This window comes from Micromonospora sediminicola, from assembly GCF_900089585.1.
Lineage (GTDB): Bacteria > Actinomycetota > Actinomycetes > Mycobacteriales > Micromonosporaceae > Micromonospora > Micromonospora sediminicola.
The window spans coordinates 741,276-755,112 of record NZ_FLRH01000003.1; the positions used below are offsets into that span (position 1 = coordinate 741,276).

The 13,837-nt window shown below is 74.2% G+C and carries 14 protein-coding genes; 7 read left to right on the plus strand and 7 right to left on the minus strand.

The window, feature by feature from the left end; translation table 11 throughout:
* Nucleotides 1-7: 7 nt before the first annotated feature.
* Genes GA0070622_RS03900 through GA0070622_RS03925 form a run of 6 tightly spaced genes read right to left on the minus strand, consistent with a single transcriptional unit; the run spans nt 8 to nt 7,824 of the window.
* Nucleotides 8-1,183 (minus strand): M23 family metallopeptidase, encoded by a 1,176-nt coding sequence (locus tag GA0070622_RS03900; protein ID WP_091568638.1) that lies wholly within the window; start codon nt 1,181-1,183, stop codon nt 8-10.
* The gene (locus GA0070622_RS03905) at nt 1,180-1,740 is read right to left on the minus strand and encodes a hypothetical protein (RefSeq protein WP_091568640.1); all 561 of its coding nucleotides are present in this window, start codon (nt 1,738-1,740) and stop codon (nt 1,180-1,182) included. The genes GA0070622_RS03900 and GA0070622_RS03905 overlap by 4 nt, the downstream gene beginning before the upstream one ends.
* Nucleotides 1,737-3,680, minus strand: a complete 1,944-nt coding sequence (locus GA0070622_RS03910; protein WP_091568642.1) for an MraY family glycosyltransferase — start codon at nt 3,678-3,680, stop codon at nt 1,737-1,739. Before GA0070622_RS03910 ends, GA0070622_RS03905 begins: the two co-directional genes overlap by 4 nt.
* 1 nt (nt 3,681) lies before the next feature.
* A complete protein-coding gene (locus GA0070622_RS03915; RefSeq protein WP_091568643.1) occupies nt 3,682-7,083 on the minus strand; it encodes an ATP-binding protein in 3,402 nt (1,133 codons plus the stop codon).
* Nucleotides 7,084-7,132: 49 nt separating this feature from the next.
* Nucleotides 7,133-7,495 carry a hypothetical protein gene (locus tag GA0070622_RS03920; protein ID WP_091317037.1) on the minus strand — a complete coding sequence of 121 codons (363 nt, stop codon included), beginning with the start codon at nt 7,493-7,495 and terminating at the stop codon, nt 7,133-7,135.
* 14 nt (nt 7,496-7,509) lie between these two features.
* Nucleotides 7,510-7,824 carry a hypothetical protein gene (locus GA0070622_RS03925; protein WP_091568645.1) on the minus strand — a complete coding sequence of 105 codons (315 nt, stop codon included), beginning with the start codon at nt 7,822-7,824 and terminating at the stop codon, nt 7,510-7,512.
* Nucleotides 7,825-8,181: 357 nt separating this feature from the next.
* Here GA0070622_RS03925 and folP point away from each other — a divergent pair, with 357 nt between their 5' ends.
* The 7 genes from folP (at nt 8,182) to GA0070622_RS03960 (ending at nt 12,761) form a co-directional block, all read left to right on the plus strand.
* Nucleotides 8,182-9,057, plus strand: coding sequence for a dihydropteroate synthase (gene folP / locus GA0070622_RS03930; RefSeq protein ID WP_091576853.1), 876 nt, complete (start codon nt 8,182-8,184; stop codon nt 9,055-9,057).
* A complete protein-coding gene (gene folB, locus GA0070622_RS03935; protein WP_091568647.1) occupies nt 9,054-9,413 on the plus strand; it encodes a dihydroneopterin aldolase in 360 nt (119 codons plus the stop codon). The genes folP and folB overlap by 4 nt, the downstream gene beginning before the upstream one ends.
* Nucleotides 9,410-9,937: a 2-amino-4-hydroxy-6-hydroxymethyldihydropteridine diphosphokinase gene (folK, locus tag GA0070622_RS03940; RefSeq protein WP_091568648.1), complete on the plus strand. Its 528-nt coding sequence runs from the start codon at nt 9,410-9,412 to the stop codon at nt 9,935-9,937. The genes folB and folK overlap by 4 nt, the downstream gene beginning before the upstream one ends.
* Before the next feature lie 38 nt (nt 9,938-9,975).
* Nucleotides 9,976-10,464 carry a DUF3180 domain-containing protein gene (locus tag GA0070622_RS03945; protein WP_172968059.1) on the plus strand — a complete coding sequence of 163 codons (489 nt, stop codon included), beginning with the start codon at nt 9,976-9,978 and terminating at the stop codon, nt 10,462-10,464.
* A 116-nt stretch (nt 10,465-10,580) separates the two neighbouring features.
* Nucleotides 10,581-11,810: an ABC transporter permease gene (locus GA0070622_RS03950; protein ID WP_091568652.1), complete on the plus strand. Its 1,230-nt coding sequence runs from the start codon at nt 10,581-10,583 to the stop codon at nt 11,808-11,810.
* A 75-nt stretch (nt 11,811-11,885) separates the two neighbouring features.
* A complete protein-coding gene (locus tag GA0070622_RS03955) occupies nt 11,886-12,188 on the plus strand; it encodes a hypothetical protein (RefSeq protein WP_091568655.1) in 303 nt (100 codons plus the stop codon).
* 81 nt (nt 12,189-12,269) lie between these two features.
* Nucleotides 12,270-12,761, plus strand: coding sequence for a hypothetical protein (locus GA0070622_RS03960; protein ID WP_091568657.1), 492 nt, complete (start codon nt 12,270-12,272; stop codon nt 12,759-12,761).
* 75 nt (nt 12,762-12,836) lie between these two features.
* Here GA0070622_RS03960 and GA0070622_RS03965 read toward each other — a convergent pair whose 3' ends face one another.
* Complete coding sequence (locus GA0070622_RS03965) at nt 12,837-13,835, minus strand: ABC transporter ATP-binding protein (RefSeq protein ID WP_091568659.1); 999 nt, start codon at nt 13,833-13,835, stop codon at nt 12,837-12,839.
* Between the last annotated feature and the right edge of the window lie 2 nt (nt 13,836-13,837).

Consider the following 13,837-nt stretch of genomic DNA (forward strand, 5'->3'; position numbering starts at 1 on the left):
GGGCGCCTCACTCGGACTTGCCGAGGGGCGCGCCCCTTTTGCGCATGAACGGCAGCGGATCCTCGGCGCCGCGACTGGACCGGTCGCCGCTGTTGTGCACCTCGAAGTGCAGGTGCGGGCCGGAGGAGTTGCCGCTGCTGCCGGAGAGCCCGATCACCTCGCCGGCCTCGACCGCCTGACCCGGCGTGACCCGAGGCCGTTCGATCATGTGGCAGTAGCGGGTGATGAACCCGCCAGCGTGCAGGATGTCCACGAACCATCCGCAGCCACCCTTGTCCGGCCAGCCGTCCCGGTCGCAGTCCCGGCGCCCCGAGCGGTCCGGATCGCAGCGCGCGACCAGCACCCGCCCCGCCGACGCGGCGTGGATGGGGGTGCGTTTCCCCGCGGCCAGGTCCACCCCGTTGTGGCTCCGGCGGGCGGCGGTGCGGAAGCCGGACACCACCCCGCCGGGCAGCGGGGCGGTCCATCCGGAGGCCGCGATCCGGGCCCCGGCGGCAGCGTCGCAGACGGCCCTGCCGGCGATCTCCACGGTCCGGGCCGCGCCGCCGGCCAGCGCGTCGACGATCCGCCCGGCCAGCTCCTCGTGCTTCGCGTAGGCATCCGGGAACGCGCTGACCTGGACCCGCTGGGCCACCACGGTGAGCGGCCGCTGCTGCCAGTTCGGGACCTTGACCATCTTCTGGTAGAACTTGCGCGCCGTGTACGAGGGCGTCATCCGCTGCTCGACGCTGCCCCAGCCGGGACGCTGCTGGAACAGGCCCAGCGAGTCGTGGTCGGCGCCGACGCCCTCGTGCGGCAGGGCCAGCGACGCCGGGACCGTGGTGTTGGCCAGGTTGCGCAGCGCCGACTCCTGCATCGCGGTGGCCAGCGCGATGACCCAGCCACGGGCCGGGACCTTCATGTCCTGGCCGACCTTGATGATGACGGCCGCGTTGCGCAGCTGAGCCTCGCCGTACTCGGCGAAGCGCGGCATGTCCCCGGTCAGGTTCACCCGGTAGGCGGGGTCGCAGTCGAGGGCCGCGAGCTTCGGATCCTCCTGGTCGCCGCCCAGCTCTGTGAGGAAGAACGCGCCGGCGCCGCCGACGCAACAGAGCAGGGCGAGTGCGACGGTGACCGCGGTCGCGAGGACGCCGACGCGCAGCTTGCGGCGGACCTGCGCGGCGACGGCCGGCTCGCCGCTCACGACCGCTCCCAGTCGACCGCGTCCACCAGCCACGGACCGTCCTCGGCGACCAGTTCGAGCCGGAGCGTGCCGTTGTCCAGCGGGACCAGTGCCTCCACGAAGGACTCGGTGCGCGGTCGCAGCGTCGGCGGGCCGGTGGTCCGCCGGGCGGGCACGGTTTCCGGATCGGCGCCGGTCATCTTCTCCACCAGCGCGGGCGTGGAGAGCGGACGCAACTTCGCCTGCCAGGCGTCGCCGGTGGTGCCGGGCCCGGTCAACCAGGCCGTGGTGAACCGGCCGGCGACCTGCTCGGGGGTGTCCTCGCCCGGCCGGGTCCGCGGGGCGACCGTCGCCGGCGGACTGGACAGCACGCCGTCGTCACCGGCCTCGGGATCCACCGTGCTGATCGGCTGGGTGGGGCGGGTGGTCAGCCCGAGACCGGAGTCGACCGGCCCGGAGACCAGTCGGGCCGCGCCGATCACGCCGAAGACCAGCACCGCGATCACCAGCGCGATGCCGAGCCGGGACCGGAGGACCCGGGTGACGAGGAATTCGAGTGCCCGGCGCACCGGTCTCACCGGGCCTCGGAACGGATCCGCGGCGCCGGGCGGGCCGGCGGCGCGGCGCGGTCCGCCGAGTCCGGCCGGTAGACCGCGTAGGAGGGCGCCTCCTCGGGCACGTCCGGTTCGGTCCAGGTGGAGCGGGCGCGACGGGGCCGGGGCGCGGCGGCGGGCCGGTCGCCGCGGCGCTCGACCACGGGCGCCTCCTCGGGCCGTTCCCGCCCGTCCGGCCGCTCCCGCTCGACGGAGGTGGCGGCGTGCGCCGGGTCCTCGTGCCGGGCCTCCGGCCGGAGGCTGCGCTGGTCGGCCGTGACGGTACGGCGTCGGCCGAACGCCGGCTCGTTGGTGCCGCCGGGCTCGGCCACGTCCAGCCGGGCCGCGATCCGCATGTCCCGGAAGAAGCGGCGGTGCCACGAGCCGGCCGAACTGACCGCCTCGCTGCTGTCCTTGCCGCCGAGCTGGGTGATCCGTCGGTACGGCCGCAGCAGCAGCCAGCCCACCACGCCGCAGAGCCAGACCAGGACCACCTGGAGCCAGCCGGGCAGCGTGGCGGTGTTCATGATCAGGTCGACCGCGAAGAGATAGATGGCCGCGCCGGTGCCGAAGATGGCGATGTTGAACACGGCGGCCACCACCGCGTTCGCCAGCCGGCGCAGGCCGGCGCTGGCCGGGCGCATCAGGCCGACGGTGCCCAGAATGGGCGCGGCGATCACCGCCCACCGGAAGATCAGGAATCCGAGCAGCACGAGCAGCGACGCGGTGAGGTCGAACATGGCGAAGAGCAGCGAGGCCAGCACCGCGATGAAGCCGGCGCCGATCCGGTCCATGTCCCGGGTGCCCTGCAGGTACTCGTATGCCTCCGGGTCCTCCGTCTTGATCTGCTGGGCCACCTTGGCCCACTGCTGCTCCTTGCCCTTGATGACGACGTCCCGAGTCCGGGGATTGGCGCGGATCGACTCGGCCTCGTCCCAGCTCAACGACTTGGCGTCATAGAGCGCTTGGCCGTACTTCTTGGCCGTCTCGCTGTCGGCCGAGCCGACCACGCCGCGCAACCAGTTCCGGTAGAGCATGGTCTCGGTGGCGGTGTCGCTGGCCCGTACCGCCGGCGGGCGATGGTCTTTACACGCCTCGGGATTCGGGTCGTCGCACTGACCGGGAGGAGTGTCCTTCGACGACGGGCCGACCGCGTCGTGCACCACGCCGAGCGTCGTGATCAGCGTGCTGTCGGCCATGTTCGCGGACTTGACCGGCCACGCGGCCAGCGCGGTCACCGCCACCATCACGAGCAGCGCCCAACCGGCCGTGGTCATCGCGTTGCTCATGTCCGACTGGCGGGAGCGCCACAGCAGGTAGAGGCCGACGACGCAGATGGTGATGATGCCGAAGACGCTGAACACCTTCTGGTAGACGGCCTTGGTGGCCTGCTCGACCAGCGGGTCCGCCCAGCGCCACATGGTCCGGGGGTCCCAGGCCCGTTCGCGCAGCGCGTTCGACGCGCCGATGACCGCGTTGGCGAACATGAACTCGCCGTTCGCCACCATGGTGGTGAAGCGGTAGTCGGGGTGGAGCACGGACGAGGCGCAGCCGCCGTCCACGTCGTACGTGACGTAGCTGTAGCCGGCGTACCCGTAGTCGCTGTAGAGGCCCTTCGGGCCGGGCTCCTTGGCTGAGTCGGGGCGGGACGCGAACCAGCCGGCCAGGCCGGAGTCCGGCGCTGCCGGTACCGGCGGCTTGCGGCACTCGATCTGGTCCTCGCTGACCGCCTGGAGCCGGTTCACGCAGGCGCGGAAGTCGGCCTGCCACTCCTTGGTGCTGCACAGCTCGGCCCGGGCCTGGGCGGTCGGGCCGGCGGCGTACGCCGGTGTGGCGCCTCCGATCACCGGCCAGGAGATCGTGGCCCCGGCGAGTACGCCGAGCGCGAGGAGGAGCGCCGCGATCCGTGCCCGGGCCCTCGCCATGTCACGCCTCCAGATCAGCCAGGACGGTCGGCAGTTGCCCGGCGGCCGGGGCGACCGTGCCGGGGGTGGTGTCCAGGTGTTCCAGCAGCCCGTTGACGTACGACACGTCGACCCGGACCTTCTGCACGCGGCCGTCGACGTCGCGCATGACGAACTCGCGGAAGCCGAGGCGGGACGCCGAGCCGCTGTCGGCCTGGCTGAGCGAGGCGAGAGTGGCCTCGTAGCCGTCGTCCACCGGCACCCGCAGCAGCCGCAGCGCCTCGGAGGCGATCTCGCTGTCCTCGGCGATCCGGCCGACGAAGACGGTGGAGACGAGGTTCTGGACGTCGAGACCGAGGATGTCCTTCGGGTTCTGCGAGGCGACCAGCGCGGCCAGGTTCCACTTGCGGGAGTCGCGGGCGAGGCGGACCAGGAACGAGCGCCCGGACCGCCAGCCCTCCATGAAGTGCGCCTCGTCGAGGCCGACCAGCTTGCGGGAGGACATCGAGCCGCCGTAGCAGCGGCGGACCGCCAGCCGGTGCGCGGTGTGCAGCATCGGCAGCGCGAGGGCCTCCTCGGCGGACCAGTATTCCCGCTCGATCTTCAGGTCGGGGAGCCGGAGCCCGGCCATGGTGATGACGGTGAGCGCGGCGTCGGCGCCGAGCAGCCCCTCCGGCGGCCGGCCGAAGAAGAGCATGGCCAGCGGCATCTCGGCGGTGTCGAGCAGCAGGTGGGCCAGTTCGCGTCCGGCGTCGTCGTCGAGCCCCTGGAGGCAGGTGACCACATCGTCGAGCGTGGAGGTCTCCTCGGCCGGCACCTGGCGTACGGCGTGCCGGAACAGGGTGGCCGTGGACGCCTCCCGGGCCACCTGTGGCGGCACCAGCATCATGCAGATGTCCTGCACCAGCATCCGGCGCTCGGCGCGGGCGTTGGAGACCGCGATCTCGAACTCCCGGTCGCCGGCCGCCCCGGCGGCGAACTCGCTGCGCAGGGGCGTGGGGATCAGCGCGTACGGCGCCAGGGTGCCCTGCTCCGAGCCGGTCAGGTTGAGCACCCGCGAGTAGGGCGCCAGCTCGGGCATGGCGCAGAGCCGGGCCAACGGGCCGGACGGGTCGAGCAGGGTCACCTGCACGCCGCGCCGGGCGGCCAGGTAGCCGAGCGCGCCGAGCAGCGTGGACTTGCCGCCGCCGGGTTCGGCGACGAAGACGGCGAGGCCGGAGCGCTCGCGTACCTCCATCGGGAAGTGCATGTCGAGGAAGACCGGGCGACGGCAGGTGCCGGCGGTGCGGCCGATCAGGTCGCCGCGCCGGTCGCCGACGGTGGACGCGGCCTGGGGCAGCGCGGCGGCCAGCAGGTTGACCGGCATCCGCCGGACGTAGCCGGTGTTGGCGATCGGCTCGCCGGGGATGAACTCGCGGGCCAGCCAGTCCTGGTTCTTCGGGTGCTGGAGCGAGATGCGCAGCTCACGGGAGTAGAGCTGGATGAGGCGGCGGGCCCGTTCCAGGCACTCCTCCCGGGTCCGGCCGCCGACCGCGATCCGGTGCCACCCGTGCGCGCGGGCCGAGTCGACCGGCAGCCCGGTGGTCATCTCGTCGCCGATCACCAGGGCGCGCTTGGCCAGGCGTTCCAGCTCCGGCGGGGCGTCGATGCCGTGCTCGGCGTAGTCGAGCTGCTGGGAGCGGATCATCCGGAGCCGGTGTTCGAGGTTCCGGAAGGAGTCGTTGGGGCCGAGGATGTCAACCCGGGTGGAGAGTTCCATCGGCCAGGGCAACCGCTCGTGGAAGTGCAGCCACGGCTCGTGTCGCTCGGGGATCTCCAGCGGTTCCATCCGGCCGACCGCGAGCACGGCCACGTGCCGCTCCTCGCCGGTCATCCGGTTGACCAGCTTGACCGTCGAGCCGTAGGGCGTGCGGTAGCGCTCGACCTGTTCGGTCAGGGCCAGCAGGTCGCCGCGTTCCCAGCGGCCGTTGGTGATCGGGGAGAGCACGCCGGGCGGCGCCATGCAGAGCGCCACCGAGCGGTAGAGCAGCCACTCCAGCTCCGGCGCGGTGACCCGGCGCCCGCGCATCCCGAACGCGCCGAGCACCTCGTCGAACTGCTCGACCGTACGGCCCAGCCGGCGGCGCTCGCCGTCGGCGGTGCCCCGGCCGAACGTGCGCAGCAGGCGCTCGGTGAGCGAGTCGCCGAGTGACCGGCGGGCGAAGGTGACGCCCAGGTAGGTCTGGCCCTCGGCGTGGTTGACCGCCATCAGGTGCCGCTGGGCGGCGACCAGGTGGTCGGCCCAGCCGGTGGTGCCGGGCACGTCCGGCAGCGGGGCGGCGGTGTGCGTGTCGATGGTGCGCGCCCACTCGTCGGCCGGGAACGGCCGGGTGGTGCGGCGCAGGTGCAGCCGGAACCCGGCCAGGCCCGCGTACTGCTCGGAGATCGCCGAGAGCAGCGCCTCGCGTTCGGCGTCGGGCCGGAACGCCCAACGGACCTCGGGCAGCCAGTACCAGGCGGTGACCGTGTTGGGGGTGAACGTGAGGTGCCCGGCGATCTCGGTGATGGCCAGCTCGACGGCGGGGTCGCGGTCGCCGAACTTGATTTTCGGGGCGCGTACCCGGACCGGCTTGGTCGGCTTGTCCCGGCGGGCGGCGGACCGCTGCCGGGGCGGCGCCACCTCGCGGTGCGCCGGCCGCCCGACCTCGCGGGTCGGCGCCGGCGTCGCCGCGTACGGGTCCGGCAGGTCGTGGTCCGGCTCGCGCCGGTCGACGCGGCGCGCGGGGGCCGGCGTCTCGACCGGCGCCGGGGCCACGGCCGCCTCGTGGAGCGGCTCCGGCTCGGCCGGGGGCCGGAGCGCGGGGAGGCGGTCACCGGCCTGCTGCGGCACCCGCGTGCGCGACGGGGGCGGCGGGTCGAGCGCGGGGGGCTGAACGGGCTCGGGCAGGGCGTGTGCCGGCTCCGGCCGGGGACGGCCGACCGCGCGTACGCCGGAGGTCTGCTCCCGGGCCGGCGGCGCGGGTTCGGGTCGGGGCGGTTCGACCGGCGCGGCGTGCTGGTGCGGGATCGGCAGGGCCTCGCGGCCGACACCGCGGCGGGGCGGCGCCACCACCGGTTCGACCGGCGCGGCGGGCGGAGTCGTCCCGGCGGGCGGGCCGGCCGGCCGGCGGACACGGGGCTGCGCGCCGCCGAACAGGTCGAGGAAGGGCGAGTCGATGTCGCCCTCGGGGCGGATCGGCTCGCGGGGTTCGGCGCCCCGAGGGCTGAGCGGACGCGGGGGCTGGAAGACGCCGACCCGCCCGTGGCCGGGAGTGGTGACGAGCGCCGGGTCGAGGACGATCTCGTCGAGGTCCTCGTCCGGTGGGTAGTCGAACGATCGCGCACGGTTACCGGGCGATCCGCCCGGGTGCCCGGCCGGGGAACCCGGCGTGGAAGAGCGACTCATGCGACCGCCTCACCCGCGTCGTTCGTCTGCGCCGTCGGCGTACGCCCGGTCATGCCAGTTCCTCCCGGATCCTGATCCGGCTCGCGACGAGGCGCGGGTCCCGCAGCTCGGCGGCCGGCTCCCGGGTGCGTCGCCAGTCGGTCAGCGCGGTCCGGATGACCATGCGCGCCGGCCGGTCCGGGTCGACGTACCGGAAGATGAACGAGGTCGTCACGATGGCGAGCGAGATCTCCCAGGCGGGGAACAGCTCGACCTGGAGCGTGAACAACCAGTGGATGAACATGTAGAGGGGTACGAGCAGCATGAACAGGCCGTACTGGGCGTACGGCAGGTGGACGGGAAGGGTGTACCCGGGCGGCCCCAGGTAGACGAGGCGAGCCCGGTAGATGTCGTCGTCGGTGCGCAGCCGCATCGTCGCCCAGCGCCCTATTCGAAGATCAGCTTGATCAGGTAGTCACCGACGAAGAAGAGTGTGGCCGCGCCGGCGATGAAGGCCAGCCCGATGATGGCGATGGCCGAGCTGGTCAGCACCTTGGAGATCTCACCCCGGCTGGCCCGGCCGATGAAGATCACCCCGAGCACGGCCAGCAGGATCGGCGCGATCTTGCTGGCGAAGAAGGTGACGACGTTGTCCGTGTCGATGCCCTTGGGCGCCGGCTCGGCGAGTGGAGTCGACGCCAGGGTGTGGAGCGCGTGGTCGACGGCGGTGGACGCCGTTGCCATGAGCTCGATGGCGATCACTGGAAACCTCCCCAAGGTCGCGGCCGGCGGCGCCGCGTTGGTGCAAGTAGGCAAGCCTGGCGGGATGATGCTCGTCAGAGACAGCGCCGTCGACGCTGGGTCCGTCACTCACCACGGAGCGTGGCGAGTTTTGGGGGGATTCTTCCCGCTTCGGCCCTCCCTCCAGGCTTCGCCATCTCGATGCTGGGCAATTCCAAAGCGTACGGGCCGGCCACCTTTGCGACAAGCCGCGAAGAGTGGACCCCGAACGACCCGGACGACCGATCGTACACCTGTTCCAATGTGCACGTCAGGGCGCGCGCTCCGGTGCTCGCCCGGCCGCCGGAAGCCCTGCTGGCGAACGGTACTGTCGGGTCCGTGACCGATCTGGTACGGGCGGAGACCCCGGTGGTGATGGGCGTCCTCAACGTCACGCCCGACTCCTTCTCGGACGGCGGCAGATACGCCGATCTGGACGCCGCCGTCGCACACGGCGTGCGACTGCGCGCCGACGGGGCGGACCTGGTCGACGTGGGCGGCGAGTCCACCCGGCCCGGCGCCGACCGGGTGGACGCGGAGACCGAGACCGCCCGGGTGCTGCCGGTGGTGCGGGAGCTGACCGCCGCCGGCATCCCGGTCAGCATCGACACCAGCCGGGCCCGGGTCGCCGAGGCCGTCCTCGCCGCCGGCGCGGCCGTGGTGAACGACGTGTCCGGCGGGCTCGCCGACCCGGACATGGCCCGCGTGGTCCGCGACGCCGGGTGCCCGTGGGTGCTCATGCACTGGCGGGGCCACTCCCGCGAGATGCGCGACCTGGCCCACTACACCGACGTGGTGGCCGACGTCCGGGCCGAGCTGGGCGCGCGGGTCGACGCGGCGCTCGCCGCCGGCGTGGCCGCCGACCGGATCATCGTCGACCCCGGGCTCGGCTTCGCCAAGACCGCCGCGCACAACTGGGAACTCAGCGCCCGCCTGCCCGAGCTGGTCGATCTCGGCTTCCCGGTCCTGTTCGGGGCCAGCCGCAAGTCCTACCTGGGCCGGCTGCTCACCGACCCGACCGGCGCGCCCCGCCCCACCGCCGGCCGGGAGGCCGCGACGATCGCGACCAGTGTGCTCGCCGTGGCCGCCGGCGCCTGGGGGGTACGCGTGCACGACGTCCGGGACACCGCCGACGCGCTCGCCGTCTGGCGTGCCACCGGCCGCCCCCGGTTGGCCACCGCGGGCGCCGGCGCGACCGGGGGAGGGGACCGATGACCGACCGGATCGAGCTGACCGGCCTGCGTGCGCACGGCCGGCACGGGGTCTACGACTTCGAGCGCGCCCAGGGCCAGGAGTTCGTCGTCGACGCCGTGCTCGAACTCGACCTGGGTCCGGCCGCCCGTTCCGACGAGGTGACCGACACCGTGCACTACGGCGAGCTGGCCGAGCGGCTGGTCGCGGTGATCACCGGCGACCCGGTGAACCTGATCGAGACGCTCGCCGACCGGCTGCTCGCGGTCTGCCTGGCCGAGCCGCTGGTCGCCGCCGCGACGGTGACCGTGCACAAGCCGGAGGCCCCGATCCCGCACGCCTTCCGGGACGTGGCGGTCACCATGCGGCGTACCCGGTGACCCGGGCCGTGCTGTCGATCGGCAGCAACCTCGGCGACCGCCTCGACCACCTGCGCGGCGCGGTGGCCGCGCTCGGCGACGGCGTCCTGCTGGTCTCCGGCGTCTACGAGACTCCACCGTGGGGGGACGCGGACCAGCCCGCGTACCTGAACGCGGCGGTGATGGTCGCGGACCCGGCGGCGACGCCGGGCGACTGGCTGGCGCGGGCCCGGGCCGCCGAGACGGCGGCCGGGCGCACCCGCGACGCGGACCGGCGGTACGGGCCGCGCACGCTCGACGTGGACGTGATCGCGGTCTGGGACGACGCCGGGCGGCCGGTGCTCAGCGACGACCCCGAGCTGACCCTGCCGCACCCCCGCGCCCACCTGCGCGCCTTCGTGCTGCGGCCGTGGATCGACATCGAGCCGCACGGCCGGCTGCCCGGGCACGGCTGGCTGACCGACCTGCTCAACGCCGAGCCGTTGGCCGCCGACGCCCTGGAACTGAGCCCGCGACCGGATCTGACGCTAGAGTCGGACACATGAGTACGACCCGGTCCCCACAGGATCCCGACCGCTTCCGGATGGGTCCGACCCGGGTCTCCACGCTGGTGGTGGCCGGTCTGGCCGCCGCCGCCGTGGCCTGGCTGCTGATCAGCAACTTCTACGGCGACTTCGCCGCCGACCTGCCCTGGCTGCCGGTGATCACGCTGGCCGGGCTGGCCGTGCTGGAGGGCTACGCGGCGGTCAACACCCGGGGCCGGATCGAACGGCGACCCGGACGGGAGCCGGTGAACCCGCTGCTGGTCGCCCGCTTCGTGGTGCTCGCCAAGGCGTCCGCGCTGGCCGGAGCGATCTTCGCCGGCTTCTACGCCGGGCTGGCCGGCTGGCTCTTCGTCGAGCCGACCAACGCCGCCGTCGGCGACCGCCCCGCCGCGGTGGCCGGGCTGGTCGCCTCGCTGGCCCTGGTCGCGGCGGCGCTCTGGCTGGAACGGTCGTGCCGGGTGCCTGAGCAGGAGGACGACTCCGACCGCGAGCCGGGCGACCGGGAGACCCCGCGCGGGCGCCTCTGATCAGGGGGTTCCCCACACCCCGGCCCGCAGGTACCGTCCCTGGCGACCGGAGAGCGACGGCCGCCACCGGTCCGCCCGCCCGTGGGCCGGACGCGGCCACCTGGGAGGCGCGGCCAATGGGGTACGACGAGGCGGACCGGACCGCGTCACCGGAGACCTCCTCCGGCGTACCGGCCGCCGTGCTGGAGAACGTCTTCGACGACCCGTCGCACGGCGAACCCGGCCGGGACCGGATCGCGGTGCACGTGGTCTGGGAGTTCCTGCTGCTGGCCGGGCTGGCCGCGGTGACCTGGCTGCTCTGGCGGGAGGACGCGGACGCGCTGCGCGGCGGCGCGCTCAAGACGCTGCTCGTCGACGTGGCCGGGCTCGGCCTGCTCACCCTGGCCGCCGGGCTGAGCCTGCGGGCCGCCGCGGTGAACCTGGCGGTCGGTCCGGTCGCGCTGGCCGCCGCGATGCACTTCGCCGAGCAGGGCGACCGGGGTGCCCGGGAGGCGCTGCTCCCGGCGCTCGCGGTGGCCGCGGTCGGCGGGCTGGCGCTCGCCCTGGTCGTGGTGGTGCTGCACGTGCCGGGCTGGGCGGCGAGCCTGGCCGGCGCGGCCGGCGTGATCGTCTACCTGGAGCGGCGGACCGCCCCGGTCGCGGTCCAGGGGGACTACGACCCCCGGCGCACCGCGCTCTACCTGTTCGTCGGCTTCGCCGCGGTGGCCGTCCTCGGTGGCCTCTTCGGTGCGATCAAACCGGTGCGCCGGCTGATCGGCCGGTTCCGTCCGGTCGCCGACCCGGCCCGGCGGCGCGGGGCGGTCGCCGCCGTCGTGACCGCGCTGGCGCTCGTCGGCTCCACGGTGCTGGCGATGCTCGGCGGGGTCCTGATCGCCGCGAACGGGGACGGTCCGGTGGCCCCCGGCACCGGGCTGGACTGGACGGTGCTGGCGGTCGGCACGGTCCTGCTCGGCGGCACCAGCGCGTACGGCCGGCGCGGCGGTGTCTTCGGCACGCTGATCGCGGTCAGCCTGGTGGTGGTGTTCCTGGCCTGGACCGTGGCGCACGACTGGTCGATCGGCCGGTGGGCCCTGGGCGGGGCGGTGCTCGGCGCCGGGCTGCTGGTCACCCGGCTGGTCGAGACGTTCGGCCGGCCCCGCCCGGCCCGGCAACTGACGGCCGTGCCCGGCCCGCCGCGCCCGGTCGGGGACGGCCGGATCAGCACCGGCTGGACGACGACCCCGACGCCCGAGCCGACCGACACCTGGCCGTCGGTGCTGCCCGTACGCGAGACCGACACCCCGGTCGACGCCTGGGAGGCGCCCCGCTGGGAGAGCGAGCCGCGGCGCTGGGACGCCGACCGCTGACGTCGACGAGGGTCGGCTCCGGCGGGGGTCGCGTCCGGCGGGCCGAAGCTGATCTCGCCGGTTAGGCTCGGCGGCATGAGCGAGACTCCTGCCCCCGGCGGCCGTACCTTCGACGAGCTCGACAAGCTCTCCACCGAGGAGCTGCGCGAGCAGGCGTTCCACCTGGCCCGGGAGCGTCGCGACGTGGGGTTCTTCTGGTCGGTGCTGCGGCACCTGCCGAACGCCGACGAGGCTGCCGCCCTGGACGGCGCGCCGAACTCGGTCGGGCCGACCATCGACGAGGCCAACGCGCTGTGGCGGGAGCTGACCGGGCACGGCTACGACGAGTCCGCGCCGCTGCTGCGCGCCGCCTTCATCGACTACCTGATGAAGCACTGACCCGTGGCCGCCCGCCGGCCGACGGCGGTCGCGCGGACGCGCAGGTTTGCCCGGCGCGGCGGCCCGGGAACTGACCGCTCCATGGCCCTCACCAACCGCCCCCGCACCGTCCCCCGGTACGGCACGGCCGCCGGCACCGGCACGCTCGCCGCGTTCCTGCTCGTCGCGGTCGGCGGCAGCCCGATGTACGGGGACTGGGCGCAGGGCCACACCGATCCGACCGGAGCCGGTGGCTGGTTCCTGCGGCTGCTCTCCTGGCCGGCCTGGCGGTGGCACGCCGACGAGGGGTTGCTCACCACCAACCTGCGGGCGATCCTGCTGCTCGTGGTCGCCGCGGCGCTGCTCTACCTGCTGCCCGGCCCGCAGGTGGACCGCGTGGCCGCCTCGGGCAGCCAGTTCCTCTCCGGTTGGGGCGCGTACGCCCTGGCCGGCGGGATCACCGCCCTGCTCGCCACGCTCCTCGGACCGCACGGCACGCTCTTCGCCGCCTTCCAGGCCGCGAGCGGCGGCGTCACGTACGGCTTCTTCGCCGGCTGGATCGTCGGTCTGGCCAGCCTGGGCGGCCGGGCCTGACGCGCCGTACGGCGGGCCGGGACCGCTGCCGGGCCCGATCCTCCGGTGACCGGTCCGGCCGGCCGCGCGGGCCGGTCAGGCGCCGTCCACCGCGCCCAGGCTCAGCACCCGGCTGCGCGCGATCAGCCCCACCGGGCTGCCGTCCTCGGTGACCAGCGCGTGGTCGGCGCCGGAGGTGAGCAGCGCGCCCAGCGCGTCGTAGGCCGAGTCGCCGAGCGGCACCGTGGGCAACCCGGTCCCGCCGTCGGCCGGGAGCGGGTCGAGCACCGCGCGGGTCAGCGGGGTGACCGCCAGCCGGCGGATGCCCCGGTCGGCGCCGACGAACTCGCGGACGAACGCCGAGGCGGGCGAGCCGAGCAGCGCGGCCGGGCTGTCGTACTGCTCCAGCACGCCACCCTCGGAGAGCACCGCGATCCGGTCGCCCAGCCGGACCGCCTCGTCGAGGTCGTGGGTGACCAGCACGATGGTCTTGCGCACCTCGGCCTGGAGCCGCAGGAACTCCTCCTGGAGCCGGGTCCGCACGATCGGGTCAACGGCCGAGAACGGCTCGTCCATCAGCAGCACCACCGGGTCGGCGGCGAGGGCGCGGGCGACGCCCACCCGCTGCCGCTGCCCGCCGGAGAGCTCGTGCGGGTAGCGCCGGCCGAACTGCGCCGGGTCGAGGCCGACCAGTTCCAGCAGCTCACCGACCCGGGCGCGGGTGCGTTCGCGCGGCCAACCGAGCAGCCCCGGCACGGTCGCCACGTTGGCGGCGACGGTCTGGTGCGGGAACAGGCCGACGTTCTGGATCACGTATCCGATGCGGCGGCGCAGGGTCACCGGGTCGACGCGGGTGACGTCGTCGTCGCCGAGCAGGATCCGGCCGTCGGTCGGTTCGATCAGCCTGTTGATCATCCGCAGCACCGTCGACTTGCCGCAGCCGGACGGGCCGATCAGCACCACCAGCTCGCCCGCCTTGACCTCCAGGCTCAGCTCGCGGACCGCCTCGGTGCCGTCCGGGTAGCGCTTACGGATGCGCTCCAGCGTGATCGAGGCGGCGCCGTGACCGGCGGTGGTGCCCGGGGTAACGTCCACGT

Excerpts from the sequence above, each read along its gene's own strand:
- GA0070622_RS03955 (WP_091568655.1), top strand. The coding sequence starts at position 11,886 with ATGAGCGAGACTCCTGCCCCCGGCGGCCGTACCTTCGACGAGCTCGAC.
- GA0070622_RS03950 (WP_091568652.1), top strand. The coding sequence starts at position 10,581 with ATGGGGTACGACGAGGCGGACCGGACCGCGTCACCGGAGACCTCCTCC.
- folB (WP_091568647.1), top strand. The coding sequence starts at position 9,054 with ATGACCGACCGGATCGAGCTGACCGGCCTGCGTGCGCACGGCCGGCAC.
- GA0070622_RS03945 (WP_172968059.1), top strand. The coding sequence starts at position 9,976 with ATGGGTCCGACCCGGGTCTCCACGCTGGTGGTGGCCGGTCTGGCCGCC.
- GA0070622_RS03915 (WP_091568643.1), bottom strand. The coding sequence starts at position 7,083 with ATGAGTCGCTCTTCCACGCCGGGTTCCCCGGCCGGGCACCCGGGCGGA.
- GA0070622_RS03910 (WP_091568642.1), bottom strand. The coding sequence starts at position 3,680 with ATGGCGAGGGCCCGGGCACGGATCGCGGCGCTCCTCCTCGCGCTCGGC.
- GA0070622_RS03960 (WP_091568657.1), top strand. The coding sequence starts at position 12,270 with ATGGCCCTCACCAACCGCCCCCGCACCGTCCCCCGGTACGGCACGGCC.
- GA0070622_RS03920 (WP_091317037.1), bottom strand. The coding sequence starts at position 7,495 with ATGCGGCTGCGCACCGACGACGACATCTACCGGGCTCGCCTCGTCTAC.